We start from the raw sequence: 18,773 nt of genomic DNA on the forward strand, positions 1-18,773 counted from the left end.
CTTGCACGATTCAAGGATGCGTGCGGGGTGCTCCTGAAGGGGCGAGGACTGTCCGAGCGAAGCGAGTTCCGCAGACCCGGAAGGAGCACCCCGCACACGTCCCCGCAGCGAGCGATCGAGCGGAGACGCCTGCGAGCCCCCGGAGAAACGCCCCTGCCGCACTGCCATTGCGGCGGCGCATGCTGCTTACATCAGGAACAGCGTCGCCAGTCCCAGGAAGATGAAGAAGCCCCCTGAATCCGTGAGCGCGGTGATCATCACCGAGCCGCCGATCGCCGGGTCCGCGCCAAGGCGCTGGCGCAGCATCGGGATCATCACGCCTGCGCTCGCGGCCAGCAGCAGGTTCAGCGTCATTGCACTGGTCATCACCGCACCCAGCGATGCGCTGCCGTACAGCCACCATGCCAGCACGCCCAGCAGGCCACCCCACACCAGGCCGTTGAACAGCGCCACCCCCAGCTCCTTCTTCAGCAGGCGCTGCATGGCCGACTGCTCCACCTGACCCATCGCGATCGCGCGCACGATCATCGTCGTCGTCTGGTTGCCCGAGTTCCCGCCGATGCCGGCCACGATCGGCATCAGCGCGGCCAGTGCCACCAGCTTCTCGATCGAATCCTCGAACATGCCGATCACCCGCGAGGCCACGAAGGCGGTCACCAGGTTGATCGCCAGCCAGGCCCAGCGGTTCTTCACCGAGTCCCACACCGACGCGAAGATGTCCTCCTCCTCGCGCAGACCGGCGTTGCTCAGGATTTCGGCCTCGGACTCCTCGCGGATGAAGTCGACCACGTCGGCCACCGTCAGGCGTCCGATCACGCGCTTCTCGCTGTCGACGACCGGAGCGGAAATCAGGTCGTAGCGCTCGAAGGCCTGGGCAGCCTCGTCCGCCTCGTCCTCGGGCGTGAAGCTGATCACCGTCTCCGAGCGCATCACCTCGGCGACCTCCAGTTCGGGGTCGCTGATCAGCAGGCTTTCCAGGGTCAGGATGCCCTTCAGGTGGTCCTCGCGGTCCACGACGAAGAGCTTGTCGGTATGGTCGGGCAGTTCGTCGAAGCGGCGCAGGTAGCGCAGCACCACCTCGAGCGTGACGTCCTCACGCACCGTCACCATGTCGAAGTCCATCAGCGCGCCGACCGAGTCCTCCGGATAGGACATCGCGGTGCGCAGTTGCTCGCGGCCCTCGGTGTCGAGCGACTGGAAGACGTCCTGGATGACCTCGGGCGGCAGGTCGGGCGCGAGGTCGGCGAGTTCGTCGGCGTCGAGCGATTCGGCGGCGGCCTTCAGCTCTTCCGGCGCCATCGTCTCGATCAGCGATTCGCGCACCGCATCCGAGACTTCGAGCAGGATCTCGCCGTCGCGCTCGGCCTTGACCAGGTCCCAGACGTAAAGGCGCTCCTCGAGCGGCAGGGCTTCGAGGATGTAGGCGATGTCCGCTGGGTGGAGTTCGTCGAGCTTGGCGCGCAGGCTGGCCTCGTGCTGCTTGTGCACGAGGTTCTCGACCAGCTCGTGGCGCGGCATGTCCTGACGATGGACGAGATCCTCGACGACCTTCTGACGTGCGAGCAACTCCTGCACTTCACGCAGGTGCTGTTGAACGTCGTCGGGGTGGAGTTCCTCTTCCTGCGTCATGGGCGCGGCCGGTTGCGGTTTGAACCCGAATTCTACGGGCTTGGTGCGCTGCACGCGACCCTTCCCGCACCTCTTGGGGGCGCGGTTTCGCCACTTGAGGGCAATTCTTGCTGCACTGCACCGCGGTCGCTCCGCGGTGCGGCGTCAGGGAACCTGCGAGGCGGCCATGCGGCGCTGGATACGGTCGGCGTGGGCCGCGAGGCGCGGGCCGTAGTTGTGCTCGTAGCGACGCGGGTTCGGCAGCATCACGGCCAGTCGCGCAGCTTGTCCGGGACCGAGTTGCGCGGCCGAAACGCCGTAATACCGCCTGGCGGCCGCCTCGGCGCCGAACAGGCCGTTACCCCATTCGACCACGTTCAGATAGACCTCGAGGATGCGGCGCTTGTCCCAGGTGCGCTCGATCATGACCGTGATCACCGCCTCCTGCGCCTTGCGCAGCCAGCTGCGGGATGGCGACAGGAAGAGGTTCTTCGCCAGTTGCTGGGAGATCGTCGATCCGCCGGCGGCAAGTCGCCCCTTGCGCTCGTTCTTTTCCAGTGCGCGCTGGATACCTTCCCAGTCGAAGCCCTCGTGATCGAGGAAGCGATCGTCCTCGGCGGCGACCACTGCACGCTTGAGGTGCACCGAGATGCGCTCGTAGGGCACCCACTGGTGGCGCAGTGTGGCCTTGGGGTCGGTCTGGCGCAGCTCGGCCAGCCGCATGCGCATGAAACTGGTGCTGTCCGGGTCGAAGCGGCTCCACCAGATGACCTGGGTGAACAGCACTATCTGCCAGAACAGCAACAACAGCAGGGCCGCCAGCAGCGCGCGTCCGAGCCAGCCCAGCCAGGTGCGTGGCGTCCGCATCCGGTCTCAGCCGGCGTCGATCTGGCGCCGCAACTCGGCCAGCACCGCTCGGCTGTCGGGCCGGATGCCGCGCCACAGGGTGAAGCTCTCGGCCGCCTGCTCGACCAGCATGCCGAGGCCGTCGGCGACACGTGCGGCGCCGTCGGTGCGGGCGGCGGCCATGAAGGCGGTGTCGCCCCGGCCGTACATCATGTCGTAGGCCAGCGCGCCGTCCGCATAGAGGCCGGGCGGTAGCGGCGGCACGTCGTCGCTCAGGCTGGCAGCGGTGGCGTTGATGATGACGTCGAAGGACTGCCCGGCCAGCGCGGCGAAGCTGCTGGCGCTCAGCCGGGTTTCACCGACATCGGCGGCGAATGCACGGACGAGTTCCTCGGCCTTGGCCATGGTGCGGTTGGCGATGGCCAGCACCGCGGGCCGTTCGCCGAGCAAGGGCAGGATTGCGCCGCGCGCCGCGCCGCCCGCGCCGAGCAGCAGCACGCGGCGTCCCTGCAGGGCGCAGCCGAGGTTCACCGTGAGGTCGCGCACCAGGCCTGCGCCGTCGGTGTTGTCGCCCAGGATGCCGTCCGCGCCGAACGCCAGGGTGTTCACCGCGCCGGCCGCCCGCGCACGTGGTGTGTGGCGGTCGGCGAGTGCGAACGCTTCGAGCTTGAACGGCACGGTGACGTTCATGCCGCGGCCGCCTGCGGCGCGGAAGGCCTGCACCGTGGCGACGAAGCCGTCGAGTGGTGCGAGGATCGCCTCGTAGCTGATGTCCTGCGCCGTCTGGCGGGCGAATGCCGCGTGGATCTGCGGTGACTTGCTGTGGGCGATCGGGTGGCCGATGACGGCGTAGCGGTCCATGGCGGGCCTCAGTTGGCGCGCACCTGGTCGGTGTTGGTGAAGGACCAGGTACGGGTGATCTCGATGATGTCCGTGTCCTTGCGGATGTCGGGCGGGAAGGGGGCGTAGGGCGCCGCCAGCTTGACGATGCGGATGGCGGCCTCGTCCAGTACCTTGTGGCCCGAGCTGCGGTGCACCTCGACCTTGTCCACGCTGCCGTCGGCGCGGATCGTGACCGACAGCAGCAGGCTGCCGTACAGGCGGCCGCGCGCGGCATCGGGGTAGTTCAGGGTACCGACGCGCTCGACCTTGAGGCGCCAGTCCTCGACGTACTGGGCGAAGCGGTACTCCTTGGCCTTGGCACCGATGAACTGCTTGCGCGGACGCTTGGCCAGTTCGTCCAGATTTCGGTCGATCTCGGCCTCGAGGCGCGCGACTGCGGCGGCGCTGTCGAGCAGGTCCAGGCCGCTGACCTGCGGCGTCGGGGCAGGCTGCTCGACCCGCTTCGGCGCCGCGGCGACCTTGGCGGGCGCCTTGTCGCGCGTGAGCACCTGTTTCTGCTCGCGTACGGGCTCCTGCGTACGGCGCTTCGCTTCGACCAGCGCGTCGCCCTCCTGCTGGGCCGGCTGGGGCGGCAGCGGAGACTTGGGCCGTGCCTGCTGCTCCGAGGTGCCGCCGCCGTCGACATTGGCCTGTGCCAGCACGTCGGCCTGCTCCGGCGCCTTCGCATGGCGGGCATTGACGAGCACGACCTCGAGTCCGCGATCCCGGGTCGGTTTGGTCTCAGGCATGCGGAACTGCAGGCCCAGCAGCGCGGCATGGACGCCCAGTGAGATCACGAAGGCAATCGCCAGCAGCGGACCGCCGAGCCGTCGCACCCAGGGGCTCGGCATGGCGGGCGACGGGGGCTTGGGGGAGGAGGGCTGGCTTGCTTTCATCGCGCCGTGTCAGAGCGGGCCGAAGGGGTCGGCGGTCAGGCTTGCAGGGTCGGGTTCGGACAGCGTGCGCACGAAGCGGGCCTCGATGTCCACATCGAGCAGGTCGGTGTGCTCGACGCACAGGCGTACCTCGCTGCCCGGCAGCTGCAGCGGCATCGACGGCACCTTGAATACGAGCGGGATTTCCGTCAGCCGCACGACGTTCTCGCGCAGCACCACGGCATCGACCTCGCCGCGGCCATGCTGGCGCAGCCAGCGCAGGCACCAGTAGCGCTCCATGCCGCGCTGGAATTCGGCGTACTCGGCGTAGGTGAGCTCGAAGTCGCGCAGCGCGGCCATCAGGTCGGCGGAGCGTGGGGCGAAGGTGGGGGCCTCGCCCTTCAGCACCGACACGATCTGCCACTGGTTGACCAGGTCGACGTAGCGGCGCAGCGGCGAGCTCGACCACGCGTAGCATTCCACGCCCAGGCCCTCGTGCGGCGCGGCCACGGTCGTCATGCGCACCTTGCCGCCGCCCTGCGCCCGGTACAGGCCGGGCACGCCGGCCTCGTCGAGCAGGCGGCCCCAGGTGACGTTGGCGTGGATCATCAGTTCGGCGACGAGCTTGTCCATCGGCGAGCCGCGCAGACGGCGGCCGATGCTGACGTGGCCCGGACCATCGGCGGTCTCCTGCGTCCAGTCCACACTGAAACTGAAGTCGATGCGATCCTCGTTGCCGCCAGCTTTACCGCGTCCGGCTTCGAGCACCGTAGCGAGGTCCCACAGCAGCGTCAGTTCGCGTTTCCAGGCAAAGTCGGGGCCGTCGCCATGCACGGTTTCGTCGTTGAACACCGGTTCGATGTCGTGATGGCGAAGGTTGGCGACGATCGGCACCATTTCCACCCGGCTTTCCTCGCCGACGATCGCCAGACCCGGCGTGACGTCGAGGTACAGCGACACGGCCGGGCAGTCGCGGCCTTCCGCAAGCGTGAAAGTCTGCACGACTTCGTCGGGCAGCATCGTGATCTTGCCGCCGGGCATGTACACGGTGGATAGCCGGCGGCGCGCGATGGCGTCCAGGTCGGTGCCGCGGCCAAAGCCGAGCGCCGGCGCGGCGATGTGGATGCCGATGCGCCAGCCGCCTTCGGCACGCGGGGTGACCGAGAAGGCGTCGTCGATCTCGGTGGTCGAAGCGTCGTCGATGGAGAAGGCGGCGACATCCGCGCGCGGCAGCGCGGTGGGCAGCGCGGCCGGCGCGAAGGCGGCAAAGCCCGCGCCCTCGGGGAAGTGCTCGAACAGAAAGCGGTTGTAGTGGAAGTCGTAGCTCGAGCCGAGTGCGCCACATTTCAGCAGCAGGCGGGCAGCGGACAGTCCGGTGTCGACGCAGGCGGCTTCCAGCGCCTTGATCTCGAGGCGGTTGCGGTCCGGGCGATACAGCGCCTGCGGCAGCAGGGCGGCGAGTTCGGGCGGCAGCCGGCCTTCGACCAGTTCGGTGCGCATGTGCTCGATGGCGGCGGCCTGCTGGCGCTTCTTCTCCAGGCCGGCCAGCGCGGCCTGCAGGATGTCGGCCGGCGCCTTGCGGAAACGCCCTTTGCCCTTGCGGTGGAACCAGATTGGCGCCGAATGCAGGCGCAGCAGGATGGCTGCGGATTCGACCGCGGTCGGCGTGCGACCCTGATACTCGGCGGCGAACTCGACGAAGCCGAACTCGCCATCGCCACAGACATCCCACAGGAACTCGGTGTCCAGCTCCTCCGCAGCGGCCTCTGCACGGCTCAGCAGCTCGGCGGGGCCAGGCTCGCGGAACTCGAGCAGCACATTGGCGCGCTTGAGCTTCACCCGCTTGCCGTGGGTGTTCTCGACCTGCAGCGTGGCTTCGTTATCGGTGAGGACCGTACCGGCCTTGAAGGCCCCGTCCTCTTCATACAGCACGAACATCGGCATCCGCCTGGAGAAAGCAAGTCGCGTAGTTTACTGGATTCGGACGCCTTGCCCTAAAGCGCTATCGACCGTCGGATCGAACCGGGGTTTCAGCGGGGGGCTTTCCCGCGCTGGCCGTGCCGCGACTCCGGGAGGCGCGCAGCATGTCGGCGGAGTAGATCGCCAGTGCGGCCCAGATCAGCAGGAAGCCGATGAACTGAGCGGCATCGAAGGGCTCGCGGAAGAGCCAGATCGCGATGATGAAGTTGAGGCTGGGCGCGAGGTACTGCAGGAAGCCCACGGTGGCCAGCGGCAGCCGCCGCGCGCCGATGGCGAACAGCATCAGCGGTACGGCGGTGATGATGCCCGACAGCGGCAGCAGCCAGTCGGTGTGGGCGCCGCCGCCGAAGCCGAGGTCGCCGCGGTAGGCGAGCCATGCCAGCCAGCCGATTGCCAGCGGTGCGACGAGCAGCGTCTCGATGAAGAGCCCGCTCGCGGCCTCGATCGGGGCGCGCTTGCGCAGCAGACCATACAGACCGAAGGTGCCGGCGAGGAAGAGCGCGATCCAGGGCAGGTTGCCGAGCTGCCAGACGCGCCAGCCGACGCCGGCAAAGGCGATCGCCACCGCGGCGGCTTGCAGTGGTCGCAGGCGTTCGCCGAGGAAGATCGCCCCGAGCGCGACGCTGACGAGCGGGTTGATGAAGTAGCCGAGGCTCGCCTCCAGCAGCCGTTCTGCGTCGACCGCCCAGATGAACACCAGCCAGTTGCTGCTGGTGAGCAGGGCGGTGATGGCGAGCAGGCCGAGCAGCTTCGGCTGCACGAGTACGCTGCGCACGCGGGCGAAGCCGCCGGTGAAGGGCAGCAGTGCGATCAGGGCGGCGAGGAACAGGGCCGACCACAGTACCCGGTGGGCGACGATCTCGAACGGCGGCACGCTGCCGATGGCGCGGAAGTACAGCGGTGCCATGCCCCAGATGCAGAACGCGGCCAGTGCAGCCAGCGTGCCGTTGCGCGCTTGTTGCGTATCGGTGCCGGAGGGCGTTGGGGAGGAGGGGGCGGACACGGAAAGAAGGCGGTCAGGGTATTCGTGGATTGGGCACGCCGCGAGTCGGGGGATGCAGACACGGCGTGGAGCGGCACCAGGCCTCAGTTGCCCGGATGGCGGGCGCTGGCGATCAGGGTGCGCGCGGGCAGCAGGTAGCCGCCCCGGCCGTCGTCACAGCAATGCGCCGCGAGGTCTTCCGTGACCGCGGCCTGCAGCGCACGCTGCGTTTCTTCCGGCAGACGTCCCAGTGCTTCGGCCGCGCCGCCGGCGAGATCGAGGAAGGCTTGCCAGTAGGCATCGGCGCTGGCGAAGTGGCAGCTGAATTCGCAGGGCCGGATGTCGATGTCGTCGAAGCCTGCGGCCGCCAGCGTCGCGTGCAGCGTTTCGAGCTCGCCGTAGCGGAACACCGAGGGACGGGCCACCTTCGGCGGCGGCAGCAGCCGGGCGATGCAGTCCTGCGCGCGATGGATCAAGGGGACGGTCTGACGCGGCCCCCACACCGACAGCACGACCCGCCCACCGGGTGCCAGCACGCGACGCATCTCGGCCAGTGCCTGCTCGGGATGCGGAAAGATGAACAGCGCGAGCCCGGCGAGCACGCGGTCCATGCTCGCGTCGGCGATGCACAGCTGTTCGGCGTCGGCGGCGGCGAAGCAGGGTGCGTCGGCCTTGGCGCCGCAGCGGCGCGCGCCTTCGGCCAGCATGCCTTCGGCGATGTCGGTCGCAAGCACGCTGCCGCCGGGGGCGACGCGCAGTGCCGCCTCGCGCGCGAGCAGGCCAGGGCCGCTGGCGAGGTCGAGCACGCGCTGGCCGGGTTCGAGCGCGGCGGCGTCGAGCAGGGCGGCGGCGAGATCGGCGCGCAGGTGTGCGCCTTCGGCATAGCGTGCGGCGATGCGGTTGAAGCCGGCGCGTTCCATCGCCTTGAAGCGGCGGGCGTCGAAGCCGGGCGAGGCTGTCGTGCCGGCTGTCGAGCTGTCTGCAGACTTTGGCTTGCTCATCGCGTTCCTCCTGCGTCCAGCCCTGCAAAGGCAATGACGGCGTCGAGATAGTCGTTCCAGCGCGAGAAGCCGTGGTCGCCGCCTTCGAGCACGGTCTGGCGCGCGCCGGCGTACTTCTGCACCGCGTGGCGGTAGTCGAGGACCTCGTCGCCCGTTTCAGCGAGCAGCCAGTAGTGCTCGGGCTGCGTGATCGCGGGCACTTCGAGCGCGCGCAGTTCGTCGATGTGGTCGCGGGTGAATTCGAAGGTCTCGCCAGTGTAGAGGTTGGTCTGCGTGCCGATGTAGGCTTCCAGCGACAGGGGCGCGACGACCGCGGGGTTCACCAGCACCGCGCGCAGGTCGTGGCGCTCGGCGAGCCAGGTGGCGTAGTAGCCGCCGAGCGAGCTGCCGACCACGGTGGGCGCGAGGCCTGCGGCGCGTGCGCGCGCGATCTCGGTTTCGGCCAGTTCGATCGCGGCACGCGGCGAAACCGGCAGCTGTTCGCACCAGAAGCGGTCGGCCAGGCCGCGGTCGATCATGCGCGCCCTGAGGGCCTCGGCCTTGATCGAGGCCGGGGCGGAGCGGAAGCCATGGAGGTAGATGATCATCGGCGGTGTTCCGTCAGACTTCCGACCATTCCACCCAGCCGAAGTACCAGGTCGCCAGCACGAAGAGGCCGAAGGCGATGCGGTACCAGGCGAAGACCATGAAGGTGTGGTTGGAGATGAACTTGATGAAGCTCTTCACCGCCCACATCGCGGCGACGAAGGAGGCGACGAAGCCGACCGCGAACACCGGCAGGTCTTCGATCCGCAGCAGCGCCCAGTTCTTGTACAGGTCGTAGGCGGTGGCGGCGAACATGGTCGGGATCGCCAGGAAGAAGGAAAACTCCGCTGCCGTCTTGCGTGACAGGCCGAAGATCAGCCCGCCCATGATGGTCGCACCCGAGCGCGAGGTGCCCGGGATCATCGCCAGCGCCTGGGCGAAGCCGACCTTGAGCGCGTCGGTCCAGCGCATCTCGTCGACGTCGTTGATGCGCGGATGGTAGGCGCGCTTTTCCACGTACAGGATGATCAGGCCGCCCACCACCAGCGCGGTCGCCACCGTGATCGGGTTGAACAGCAGGCCCTTGATCGTGGAGTGGAATATCAGCCCGAGGATGGCTGCAGGCAGGAAGCCGATGAACAGCATCCACACGAAGCGCTGTGCGCTGCGCTCCGTCGGGAGGCCCACGGCGACCTTGATCAGGCGTTCGCGGTAGTCCCAGCACACGGCAAGGATGGCGGCGAGCTGGATGACGATCTTGAATACCTTGCTGGTGTCGTCGTTGTAGCCAAGCAGGTCGCCGAAGATGATGAGGTGGCCGGTGGAGGACACCGGCAGGAATTCGGTGAGGCCTTCGATGATGCCGAGGACGAGGGCGACGAGGAGGAGAGAGAGGTCCATGCGGCTGTGGGAGTCTGGAGCGGGGGAAGCGCGAGATTATAGCCGGCCGGATGTTGCACCGCGGCGCGCGACGTGCGTGATTCAGGCCGCTGTCATGATCTCCAGCTGTGTCAGGAAGTGCATGGCATGGCTGCGATCGGCGCCGCACATCTCGACCGAAGGCGCCAGGCTGCCGCACACGGCAGGGCGGCGCGGGTCACCGAACAGGCGGCAGCGGTCCGCTTCATCGAGCTGGATGCAGCGCACGCCGGCGGGCTTGCCGCTCTCCATGCCGGGAATCGGCGAGGAAATGGAGGGCGCGATGCAGCACGCGGCGCAGCCCGGGCGACAGTTCATCGATCAGGGGGCCTTCCGCTGGTCCCACCACGCCAGGATCGGCTCGAGCCGGGGCGGCAGCAGGACGCCCTCGCCACCGGTGAATGCCTTCCAGTCGTCAAGGAAGCGCTCGCCCACCGCCGTCAGCAGCGGTACGCCGGCGAGCACAGTCTCGGCCATCTCGTCGCGCAGGCCCGCGCCCGAGACTTCCTGGGCGCCGAACTTGTTGATGATGACCAGATCGACACCGCGCTCGATCGCGCCGCGCACCGCGACCGAACCGCGCGCCAACGCGTCCGGGTCGACGCGGCAGGCCACCGAGCCGCGGCCGAGTTCCTGCGACAGCGGAATGCTCTCGCCGGTCTCGAGGTTTTCCAGCTCCATCGCGCAGGGGTCGTCGATGACACCGGCGATGTCGTGCTGCAGCACGCCGCCCAGCTTCACTCCGCGTGCGGCCAGTTCGCGCGCTGCCTGCGCGAGCAGGGCCTCGATGTTGTCGGTGGGCTTGTAGACGACGGCGGCGATGGCGTGGGCGGGCATGGTCGGGCTCGGCTTGCGGGGCGTACGAGAACAGCCGCCATTGTCGCACTGCGACGCCTACAAGGGGACGATGAGGAGGATAATGCGCGCCCTGACGAACCCGATCGCGGATCCATGAGGGCTGAAAACCGGGGCGCGCGCCGCCCGTCCGACACGCCGAACTTCGACGACTGCCTGAGCGCCGACCGGCCACGCCTGCGCCGGATGGCGCGGGGCCTGGCACGCCCAGCGAAGGGCGACGAGCGTGCGGCGGCACAGCGCACGCGTCTGCAGGCCGATTTCGACACCCTGCTTGAACGCTCGCGCACTGCACTCCTTGCCCGCCGCGCGGCGTTGCCGGTGCCGGAATTCCCGCCCGAGCTGCCAGTGTCGGCCCGCCGCGACGAAATTGCCGCCGCGCTCGCCGCCCACCAGGTCATCATCGTCTGCGGCGAGACCGGCTCGGGCAAGACCACCCAGTTGCCCAAGATCGCGATGACGCTGGGGCGCGGCGTCGCCGGCCTCATCGGCCATACCCAGCCGCGCCGGCTGGCCGCACGCGCCACCGCGACCCGCATCGCGCAGGAGCTCAAGAGTCCGCTCGGCGAGGTGGTCGGCTACAAGATCCGCTTCACCGACAAGACCGGCGAGCGCAGCCACGTCAAGCTGATGACCGACGGCATCCTGCTCGCCGAAACCCAGACCGATCCGCTGCTGGCCGCCTACGACACCCTGATCATCGACGAGGCGCACGAGCGCAGCCTCAACATCGACTTTCTGCTCGGCTACCTGAAGACGCTGCTGCCGCGCCGGCCCGACCTGAAGGTCGTTGTGACTTCGGCGACGCTGGACGCCGAGCGCTTCGCCAAACACTTCGCCGACACCGCGGGCAAGCCCGCGCCGGTGATCGAGGTTTCCGGCCGCCTGTATCCGATCGAGATTCGCTACCGGCCGGTGGAGGGCGAGGACATCGAGCCGGCAGCCGCCCCGCGCATGGCTGCGGCGAAGGGCGACAAGTCAAAGGACAAGGGCCGCGACCTGCTGGAAGCCCTGGTCGAGGCGGTCGACGAGGCGCAGCGCTGCGGCCCGGGCGACGTGCTGGTCTTCCTGCCCGGCGAGCGCGAGATCCGCGAGGCCGCCGAGGCGCTGCGCAAGGCCCACCACCTCCCCGGCACCGAGATCCTGCCCCTGTTCGCGCGCCAGTCGGCGCAGGAGCAGGCACGCGTGTTCTCGCCCTCCAGCGGCCGCAGGGTGGTGCTGTCGACCAACGTCGCCGAGACCTCGCTGACCGTGCCGGGCATCCGCTACGTGGTCGATACCGGCCTGGCGCGCATCAAGCGTTACTCGCCGCGCAACAAGGTCGAGCAGCTGCAGGTCGAGAAGATCGCCCAGTCCGCCGCCAAGCAGCGCGCCGGTCGTTGCGGCCGGGTCATGGACGGCATCTGCTTCCGCCTCTACGACGAGGACGACTTCGACCGCCGCCCGCCGCACACCGACCCGGAGATCCTGCGTTCCTCGCTCGCTGGCGTGATCCTGCGCATGAAGGCCCTGAAGCTGGGCGCGGTGGAGGACTTCCCCTTCATCGACGCGCCCGGCTCGCGCCTGATCGGCGACGGCTATGCGCTGCTCGCCGAGCTTGGCGCCGTCACCGACGACGAGGCGCGCCAGCTCACCCCGATCGGCAGCGAGCTGGCGAAGCTGCCGCTCGACCCGCGCATCGGCCGCATGATCCTCGCGGCGCGTGACCGCGGTGCGATCGCCGAGCTGCTGGTGATCGCCGCCGCGCTGTCGGTGCAGGACCCGCGCGAGCGGCCGCAGGACAGCCCCGGTGCCGCCGATCAGGCGCATGCGAAGTTCCGCGGTGGCGAGCAGGACCAGAAGTCCGAGTTCCTGTGGTACTGGCACCTGTGGAAGGCCTGGGACGAGGTGCAGCGCCATGAGTCGTCCAGCAAGCAGAAGGCCTGGTGCAAGAAACACTTCCTCAACTACATGCGCATGCGCGAGTGGCGCGACGTGTTCAGCCAGCTGCATACGCTGTGCGCCGAGCACGGCTGGAAGGAGAGCACCCTGCCGGCCAACTATGAGGCGATCCACAAGGCGCTGCTCGCCGGCCTGCTCGGCAACATCGGCTGCAAGGTGGAAGATGCCTCCGGGCCGCAGGCCGGGTCCTACCTCGGCGCGAGGGGCATCAAGTTCTGGCCGCATCCCGGCTCGTCGCTGGCGAAGAAGGCCGGCAAGTGGATCATGGCCGCCGAGCAGGTCGAGACCTCGCGCCTCTTCGGCCGCTGCATCGCGCGCATCGAGCCCGAATGGGTGGAGGAGGTCGGCGGCCACCTGATCAAGCGCCAGGTCTTCGAGCCGCACTGGTCGAAGGCCTCCGGCGCGGTGCGCGCCTGGGAGCGCGGGACGCTGTACGGGCTGGTGATCTACCCGCGCCGCGGCGTGGCTTATCGTGACATCGACCCCGCGTTGTGCCGCGAGCTCCTTATCTGCGAGGGTCTGGTGCAGGGCGATATTGCGGAGGGGCCGGCGCGTGCCATGGCCTTCCTCGCCCACAACCAGCGCCTGGTGGCGGAAATCGAGCGCCTCGAGCACAAGTCGCGCCGTCCCGACGTGCTGGTGGACGAGGCGCTGATCGAGGCCTTCTACGACAGCAAGATCCCCGAGGATGTGTGCGATCTCGCCGGCCTGGAGGCGTGGCGGAAGAAGGCGGAGAAGGCCGAGCCCAAGCTGCTGCACCTGTCGCGCGAACAGTTGATGCGCCACGAGGCGGAAGGCGTCACCACCGACCGCTTCCCGCCGGCGCTGGAGGTGCTGGGGCAGAAGCTCAAACTCACCTATCTGCATCAGCCCGGCGAGGCCGACGACGGCGTCACGCTCGCCGTGCCGCTGGCCATGCTGAACCAGATTCCCTCCAACCGCTGCGAGTGGCTGGTGCCGGGGCTGCTGGAAGAGAAGGTCGCGGCGCTGATGAAGACCGTGCCGCAGAAGCACCGCCACCGCCTGCAGCCGGTGGCGGAGAGCGCGGCGGCGTTCATGGCGGCCTTCGAGGCCGGCGAGTTCGATACCGACGAGCCGTTATTGAAGATGCTGCAGCGCTTCGTGGAGGAGCGCGTGCAGCTGAAGCTGCCGCTCGAGAGCTTCCGCGCGGAGAACCTCAAGCCGCACTGCTTCATGAACTTCCGCGTCATCGACGAGCACGGCCGGGTGATGGGGCAGTCGCGCAACCTGATGGAGTTGCGCGCGCGTTTCCGTGAGCAGGTGGCGGCGCGTTTCTCGGCGGCGAAGATCGGCGGTGCGCTTGCGGGCGCGCTGTCGGCAGCGGGCGTTGGGGCGGTGGGCGCGGGTGGTGATGGCGGAGGCCGTGTGTCCGGCGACGCTGCTGTGCGCGGGGGCGCCGAGATCGAGCGTCGTGCCCCCCCGGGCAAGGCAGCGAGGCAGCGGGGCGGTGAGGTGGTCGAACCGGCCACGGCGGCGGCAATGCCAGCGCAGGTGTTGTCCGGCTTCACGGCATGGACGTTCGGTGCCCTGCCCGAACTGCTCGAAGTCCGTGTCGCTGGTCGCGAGGTGATCGGTTTTCCTGCCCTGCACGATGACGGTGAGAGCGTTTCACTGCGACCTTACGACACGCCGGAAGAGGCCGCGAGCGTGCACAAGCGCGGTCTCGCCCGCCTGTTCGCGCTCAACCTGAAGGATCAGGTGCGCGCGGTCGAGCGCCTGCCTGGTCTGCGCGAACTTGCGCTGCAATACATGAGCTTCGGTACCGAGGCCGAGCTGAAGGCTCGTCTGGTCGAGGCGACGTTGAATCGCTGCTGCCTGCTCGAGCCGCTGCCGACCACTTCGGACGCGTTTGCCAAGCGCTGCGCCGAGGCCAAGACGCGGGTGAGTCTGGTTGCGCAGGAATTCATGCGTCTCACCGGGCAGCTCCTTGCCGAGCATGCGGCGCTGCAGAAGCGCCTGGCCGGACTGAAGACCTTCCCGGAGGTCGTCGCCGACATCCAGGCGCAACTCGCCGCGATGCTGCCCAAGGATTTCCTCGTCGCCTTCGCGTGGGAGAGGCTGGCGCACTTCCCGCGCTACCTCAAGGCCGATTCGGTGCGACTGGACAAACTTCGCAACAATCCGGCGCGCGATGCGCAGGCCATGGCGGAATGGAAGCAGCTCGCGCAAGCCTGGGAACGCGAACGCATCGCCCGTCGGCGTGCTGGTGTCGAGGACCCGGCACTGGAGGAATTCCGCTGGCTGCTCGAGGAGTTGCGCGTCGGCCTTTACGCGCAGGAACTGAAGACACCGATGCCGGTGTCGGTCAAGCGCCTGCAGAAGATCTGGGACAGCCGCCCGCGCTGATGCGTGGAGGCGGTCCCGGTGCTGGCCGTCAGCGCAGCGGGATCACCAGTGGCGGGATGTCCACTCCGATCACCACTGCCGGCGCGCGGCTGTAGCTGTATGAGCGGTAGGCCGGCTCGTAGTAGTGGTGGTGGACGATCGGTTCGCGGTAATAGCGCGGACGCTCGCGGATGATGACCTTCTCGCGATAGACGGTGCGTTCGTCCCAGTGGCGGCGGTGGTGGTGCTTGTGAGCGTGCTTCTGGTGGCCCCAGTACGGGCCGCGATCATCGCGGTCAGCCAGTGCGGCCGGCGCGAAAGCCGAAAGGATGCCGCCGCAGAGGAGGGTGGCGGCGAGCTTGCGGGTCAGGGTGGTGTTCATGGTCTGCCTCGTTCGTGTTGTCATCGCAGGGCAGGGCCCCGATGCGCCGGATACTAGGCGAGGCGGTCATCTGCGCGCTGCGGCAGAGTGTAAGCAGGCTTTTGTAACGCCGCCGCGCCGCAGCGGAAACAAAGCGCCGGACTTTGATTTTTCAGCAGTTCTTGATAGACTGCCGGGCTTCCCTTGCTCCACCGGACCGCATGCCGGGGGGCTGCACCAACCAACCGCAAGGAGTTTGCATGCGACATTATGAAATCGTCTTCATCGTCCACCCGGACCAGTCGGAACAGGTGCCGGCGATGGTTGAGCGCTACAAGACGCTCGTGACCGGCCGCAACGGCCAGATCCACCGCCTGGAAGACTGGGGCCGCCGCCAGATGGCCTACCCGATCCAGAAGGTGCACAAGGCCCACTACGTGCTGATGAACATCGAGTGCGACGGCGAGACGCTGGCCGAACTCGAGCACGCCTTCAAGTTCAACGATGCCGTGCTGCGCCACCTCACCATCAAGATGAAGAAGGCCGTCACCACGCCTTCGCCGATGATGAAGGAAGAGAAGTCGCGCTCGCTGAACACCGCGTCCGACGAAGCCAAGCCGGCCGACAGCGAAGCGGCTGCAGCCTGAGTTGCCTGACCCGGGGCTGAACGAACTGCGCCTCGATGCGCGTGTGGCCGAGTTGCTGCCGCTGCGTCGAACGCCTGCCGGAGTGCCGATCGCAAGCTGCGTGCTGGCACACGAATCGAAACAGATCGAAGCGGGGTTGACCCGTGATGTTTCGGTGGAAGTGCAGGCGGTAGCCGTCGGTGATCTCGCCGGTGTGCTAGCGGCAGCAAGGCCCGGGGCGGCGGTGCGGCTCAGCGGATTCCTCGCGGCGAGAAGCCTGCGGAGTCGGAGCCCGGTGCTGCACCTGAATACAATCGAATTTCTCGAAGGAAACTGAAATGGCTTTCAAGCCCAAGTCCAAGTTCAAGAAGAAAGATGATCGCGGCGGTCGTGGTCTGTTCAAGCGTCGCAAGTTCTGCCGCTTCACCGCTGAGAAGATCGAAGAAGTCGACTACAAGGATGTCGAAATCCTGAAGGACTTCATTACCGAGAACGCCAAGATCATGCCGGCGCGCATTACCGGTACCAAGGCCGGTTACCAGCGTCAGCTGTCGGTCGCCGTCAAGCGCGCCCGTTTCCTGGCTCTGATGCCTTACACCGACCTGCACCAGTAAGAGGGGATCGAACTCATGCAAATCATTCTTCTCGAAAAGGTCGTGAACCTCGGTGGCCTCGGTGACGTGGTCAAGGTCAAGGACGGCTACGCCCGTAACTTCCTGATTCCGCAAGGCAAGGCCAAGCGTGCAACGCAGGCTAACCTGGCTGAGTTCGAAGCTCGCCGCGCCGAGCTCGAGCGCGTCCAGGCCGAAAGGCTGGCCGCTGCGCAGGACGCTGCCGCCAAGCTGGAAGGCGTGACGGTTCAGGTCGCCCGCAAGGCTGGCATGGATGGTCGTCTGTTCGGCTCCGTCGGCAACGCCGATATCGCCGAAGCACTGGCTGCCCAGGGCTTCGCGATCGACCGCGCCGCCATCCGCATGCCGGAAGGTCCGCTGAAGCAGGTTGGCGACGTGCAGCTCGAGGTTGGCCTGCACGCAGACGTGATCGCCACCATCACCGTTTCGGTGGTCGGCGAGCAGTAATTCCGCACGCTTCCTGCGCGCTGATGAAAAGGGCTGCCTGGTGCAGCCCTTTTTGCTTCATGGTGGCGCTGCCGGGGTGCGGATCTTCCGTTACGTATTGCCGCACGTCCGGGCATGGCGTGCGTCGCTAGAATGCGATGCACTGGTTTCAAAGGGTGTTCGTGATGAGTTCTTCGTCTTCCCGTTTTTCCGACTACGCGTCCGATCCGCAGATCGCGCAGATCAAGCTCCCGCCTCACTCGCTTGAGGCCGAGCAGTCCCTGATCGGCGGCATCCTGCTCGACAACCAGGCATGGGAGCGCGTCGCAGACCTCGCCAACGAGGCCGATTTCTATCGGGACGATCACCGCCGCATCTACCGCCACATCACCAAGCTCATTGACCAGGGGCGGCCGGCAGACGTCGTGACGGTATTCGAGTCGCTGGAAAAGAATGGCGAGGCGGAGCAGGCGGGTGGTCTGGCCTATCTTGCCGAGATCGCCAACAACACCCCGTCGGCGGCGAATATCCGGCGCTATGCCGAGATCGTTCGCGAGCGCGCGATTTTGCGCAAGCTGGTCGCCGTCGGTGATGAGATTGCCGCCAGTGCCTTGAGCCCGTCCGGCAAGGATGCCAAGGCCCTCCTCGACGAGGCCGAGGCCAAGGTGTTCGAGATTGCGGAGGCGGGTGCGCGTCACGCCAGTGGTTTCGTGTCCATACAGCCGATCCTCAAGCAGGTCGTCGATCGGGTCCAGGAGCTCTACGACCGCGACAATCCGTCCGAGGTCACGGGGGTTCCGACTGGTCTCGTCGATCTTGACGACAAGACCTCGGGTCTGCAGCCGTCGGACATGATCATCGTCGCCGGCCGTCCCGCAATGGGCAAGACCACCTTCGCGCTCAACCTCGCCGAGCACATCGCCATCGAGCAACGCCTGCCGGTGGCCATCTTCTCAATGGAAATGCCGGGCACCCAGTTGGCGACGCGTTTCATTTCGTCCGTCGGGCGCATCGACATGCAGAAGATCCGTAGTGGTCGTCTCACCGATGACGATTGGCAGCGGCTGACGATGGCGATGGGGAAGCTCTACGATGCTCCGCTCTACATCGACGAAACGCCGGGCCTCAATCCGATCGACCTGCGCGCACGGGTTCGCCGACTTGCGCGCCAATGCGGTCGTCTCGGTCTTGTCGTCATCGACTACCTGCAACTTATGAGCGGTACCCGCGAGGGTGACAACCGCGCTTCCGAACTGTCGGAGATCTCGCGCTCGGTGAAGTCGCTCGCAAAGGAGTTGCATGTGCCGATCATCGCGCTGTCTCAGCTCAACCGAAGCCTGGAGCAGCGCCCCAACAAGCGTCCAGTGATGTCCGACCTGCGTGAATCGGGTGCCATCGAGCAGGACGCAGACATCATCATGTTCATCTATCGCGATGAGGTCTATAACCCCGACTCCCCGGACAAGGGGACGGCGGAGCTGATCATCGGCAAGCACCGTAATGGTCCGACGGGGACTGTGCGCCTGACCTTCATTGGTGAGAACACCCGCTTCGAGAACTACGCGGCAGCCCCCGGCTTCTGATGGAGTGCATGCACGCATAGATTTCTTTATTGTGTTTTTGAGTTGACGGTGTTGTTTGGGTGTCTATAATGCGCACCTCTTTCAGCGCTGACGCAGCTTCTTCGGAGGCGGTAGCGGTGCTGGAGGGGCGAAGCGAGGGGCTTCGTCGGGGCTTTTGGGGTGTTCGGTGATTCGGGCGCTGCGGTTAAAAAAGTTTCGGCGGGTGCTTGACGAGGTTGGTGGTTTTGTTCATAATCTCGCTTCTTCGCTGCCGGGTGGCAGCGGTTCTTTCAAAAGTTGAACAACCGATAAGTGTGGGTGCTTGGTTGTTGTGGTCGGCAGCTTAGGCTGCTTGGTTTCGCAATGAGTAGGTGCTCATGCTGATTAAAGTCAGTATTTTGAGTACT

At 67.1% G+C, this 18,773-nt stretch carries 18 protein-coding genes; 6 read left to right on the top strand and 12 right to left on the bottom strand.

Annotation, left to right across the window (positions count from 1 at the left end; translation table 11 throughout):
- Positions 1-186: 186 nt before the first annotated feature.
- The 11 genes from mgtE to CGK74_RS05930 all read right to left on the bottom strand — a co-directional run bounded on the left by mgtE (position 187) and on the right by CGK74_RS05930 (position 10,454).
- Positions 187-1,629 (bottom strand): magnesium transporter, encoded by a 1,443-nt coding sequence (gene mgtE, locus CGK74_RS05880; RefSeq protein ID WP_094267571.1) that lies wholly within the window; start codon positions 1,627-1,629, stop codon positions 187-189.
- Positions 1,630-1,773: 144 nt separating this feature from the next.
- Positions 1,774-2,475: a monofunctional biosynthetic peptidoglycan transglycosylase gene (mtgA, locus tag CGK74_RS05885; RefSeq protein WP_094267572.1), complete on the bottom strand. Its 702-nt coding sequence runs from the start codon at positions 2,473-2,475 to the stop codon at positions 1,774-1,776.
- Between the two features lie 6 nt (positions 2,476-2,481).
- On the bottom strand, positions 2,482-3,315 hold the full coding sequence (gene aroE, locus CGK74_RS05890; RefSeq protein WP_094267573.1) for a shikimate dehydrogenase: 834 nt from the start codon (positions 3,313-3,315) through the stop codon (positions 2,482-2,484).
- An 8-nt stretch (positions 3,316-3,323) separates the two neighbouring features.
- Entirely contained in the window at positions 3,324-4,232 is a 909-nt protein-coding gene (locus CGK74_RS05895; protein ID WP_094267574.1) for an energy transducer TonB, read from the bottom strand.
- 9 nt (positions 4,233-4,241) lie between these two features.
- On the bottom strand, positions 4,242-6,149 hold the full coding sequence (locus CGK74_RS05900) for a ribonuclease catalytic domain-containing protein (protein ID WP_094267591.1): 1,908 nt from the start codon (positions 6,147-6,149) through the stop codon (positions 4,242-4,244).
- 64 nt (positions 6,150-6,213) lie between these two features.
- Positions 6,214-7,131 (bottom strand): EamA family transporter RarD, encoded by a 918-nt coding sequence (rarD, locus tag CGK74_RS05905; RefSeq protein WP_276206043.1) that lies wholly within the window; start codon positions 7,129-7,131, stop codon positions 6,214-6,216.
- A gap of 146 nt (positions 7,132-7,277) precedes the next feature.
- The gene (locus CGK74_RS05910; protein ID WP_094267576.1) at positions 7,278-8,174 is read right to left on the bottom strand and encodes a class I SAM-dependent methyltransferase; all 897 of its coding nucleotides are present in this window, start codon (positions 8,172-8,174) and stop codon (positions 7,278-7,280) included.
- Positions 8,171-8,761: a YqiA/YcfP family alpha/beta fold hydrolase gene (locus CGK74_RS05915; RefSeq protein WP_094267577.1), complete on the bottom strand. Its 591-nt coding sequence runs from the start codon at positions 8,759-8,761 to the stop codon at positions 8,171-8,173. Before CGK74_RS05915 ends, CGK74_RS05910 begins: the two co-directional genes overlap by 4 nt.
- Before the next feature lie 13 nt (positions 8,762-8,774).
- Complete coding sequence (locus CGK74_RS05920) at positions 8,775-9,599, bottom strand: undecaprenyl-diphosphate phosphatase (RefSeq protein ID WP_094267578.1); 825 nt, start codon at positions 9,597-9,599, stop codon at positions 8,775-8,777.
- Between the two features lie 81 nt (positions 9,600-9,680).
- Entirely contained in the window at positions 9,681-9,935 is a 255-nt protein-coding gene (locus CGK74_RS05925; RefSeq protein ID WP_094267579.1) for a YkgJ family cysteine cluster protein, read from the bottom strand.
- 3 nt (positions 9,936-9,938) lie between these two features.
- Positions 9,939-10,454, bottom strand: coding sequence for a DUF2478 domain-containing protein (locus CGK74_RS05930; RefSeq protein ID WP_094267580.1), 516 nt, complete (start codon positions 10,452-10,454; stop codon positions 9,939-9,941).
- Positions 10,455-10,568: 114 nt separating this feature from the next.
- On the opposite strand from CGK74_RS05930, the gene hrpA reads away from it, so the two are divergent.
- Complete coding sequence (gene hrpA, locus CGK74_RS05935) at positions 10,569-14,780, top strand: ATP-dependent RNA helicase HrpA (protein WP_094267581.1); 4,212 nt, start codon at positions 10,569-10,571, stop codon at positions 14,778-14,780.
- 28 nt (positions 14,781-14,808) lie between these two features.
- Here hrpA and CGK74_RS05940 read toward each other — a convergent pair whose 3' ends face one another.
- Positions 14,809-15,141 (bottom strand): hypothetical protein, encoded by a 333-nt coding sequence (locus CGK74_RS05940; protein ID WP_094267582.1) that lies wholly within the window; start codon positions 15,139-15,141, stop codon positions 14,809-14,811.
- A gap of 239 nt (positions 15,142-15,380) precedes the next feature.
- On the opposite strand from CGK74_RS05940, the gene rpsF reads away from it, so the two are divergent.
- The 5 genes from rpsF to dnaB all read left to right on the top strand — a co-directional run bounded on the left by rpsF (position 15,381) and on the right by dnaB (position 18,387).
- Positions 15,381-15,767, top strand: a complete 387-nt coding sequence (rpsF, locus tag CGK74_RS05945; protein ID WP_094267583.1) for a 30S ribosomal protein S6 — start codon at positions 15,381-15,383, stop codon at positions 15,765-15,767.
- 1 nt (position 15,768) lies between these two features.
- Complete coding sequence (gene priB / locus CGK74_RS05950) at positions 15,769-16,083, top strand: primosomal replication protein N (RefSeq protein ID WP_094267584.1); 315 nt, start codon at positions 15,769-15,771, stop codon at positions 16,081-16,083.
- A gap of 1 nt (position 16,084) precedes the next feature.
- Complete coding sequence (gene rpsR / locus CGK74_RS05955; protein ID WP_094267585.1) at positions 16,085-16,360, top strand: 30S ribosomal protein S18; 276 nt, start codon at positions 16,085-16,087, stop codon at positions 16,358-16,360.
- A 15-nt stretch (positions 16,361-16,375) separates the two neighbouring features.
- On the top strand, positions 16,376-16,825 hold the full coding sequence (gene rplI / locus CGK74_RS05960; protein ID WP_094267586.1) for a 50S ribosomal protein L9: 450 nt from the start codon (positions 16,376-16,378) through the stop codon (positions 16,823-16,825).
- Positions 16,826-16,989: 164 nt separating this feature from the next.
- Positions 16,990-18,387, top strand: a complete 1,398-nt coding sequence (gene dnaB, locus CGK74_RS05965; RefSeq protein ID WP_206186192.1) for a replicative DNA helicase — start codon at positions 16,990-16,992, stop codon at positions 18,385-18,387.
- The last annotated feature ends 386 nt before the right edge of the window (positions 18,388-18,773 follow it).

The organism is Thauera propionica (genome assembly GCF_002245655.1).
Lineage (GTDB): Bacteria > Pseudomonadota > Gammaproteobacteria > Burkholderiales > Rhodocyclaceae > Thauera > Thauera propionica.

Coding starts and splice junctions, on each gene's coding strand:
- dnaB (WP_206186192.1), top strand. CDS start 16,990: ATGAGTTCTTCGTCTTCCCGTTTTTCCGACTACGCGTCCGATCCGCAG.
- CGK74_RS05920 (WP_094267578.1), bottom strand. CDS start 9,599: ATGGACCTCTCTCTCCTCCTCGTCGCCCTCGTCCTCGGCATCATCGAA.
- hrpA (WP_094267581.1), top strand. CDS start 10,569: ATGAGGGCTGAAAACCGGGGCGCGCGCCGCCCGTCCGACACGCCGAAC.
- CGK74_RS05915 (WP_094267577.1), bottom strand. CDS start 8,761: ATGATCATCTACCTCCATGGCTTCCGCTCCGCCCCGGCCTCGATCAAG.
- CGK74_RS05925 (WP_094267579.1), bottom strand. CDS start 9,935: ATGAACTGTCGCCCGGGCTGCGCCGCGTGCTGCATCGCGCCCTCCATT.
- rpsF (WP_094267583.1), top strand. CDS start 15,381: ATGCGACATTATGAAATCGTCTTCATCGTCCACCCGGACCAGTCGGAA.
- CGK74_RS05930 (WP_094267580.1), bottom strand. CDS start 10,454: ATGCCCGCCCACGCCATCGCCGCCGTCGTCTACAAGCCCACCGACAAC.
- aroE (WP_094267573.1), bottom strand. CDS start 3,315: ATGGACCGCTACGCCGTCATCGGCCACCCGATCGCCCACAGCAAGTCA.
- CGK74_RS05895 (WP_094267574.1), bottom strand. CDS start 4,232: ATGAAAGCAAGCCAGCCCTCCTCCCCCAAGCCCCCGTCGCCCGCCATG.
- mtgA (WP_094267572.1), bottom strand. CDS start 2,475: ATGCGGACGCCACGCACCTGGCTGGGCTGGCTCGGACGCGCGCTGCTG.
- CGK74_RS05940 (WP_094267582.1), bottom strand. CDS start 15,141: ATGAACACCACCCTGACCCGCAAGCTCGCCGCCACCCTCCTCTGCGGC.
- CGK74_RS05910 (WP_094267576.1), bottom strand. CDS start 8,174: ATGAGCAAGCCAAAGTCTGCAGACAGCTCGACAGCCGGCACGACAGCC.
- mgtE (WP_094267571.1), bottom strand. CDS start 1,629: ATGACGCAGGAAGAGGAACTCCACCCCGACGACGTTCAACAGCACCTG.
- CGK74_RS05900 (WP_094267591.1), bottom strand. CDS start 6,149: ATGTTCGTGCTGTATGAAGAGGACGGGGCCTTCAAGGCCGGTACGGTC.
- rpsR (WP_094267585.1), top strand. CDS start 16,085: ATGGCTTTCAAGCCCAAGTCCAAGTTCAAGAAGAAAGATGATCGCGGC.
- rplI (WP_094267586.1), top strand. CDS start 16,376: ATGCAAATCATTCTTCTCGAAAAGGTCGTGAACCTCGGTGGCCTCGGT.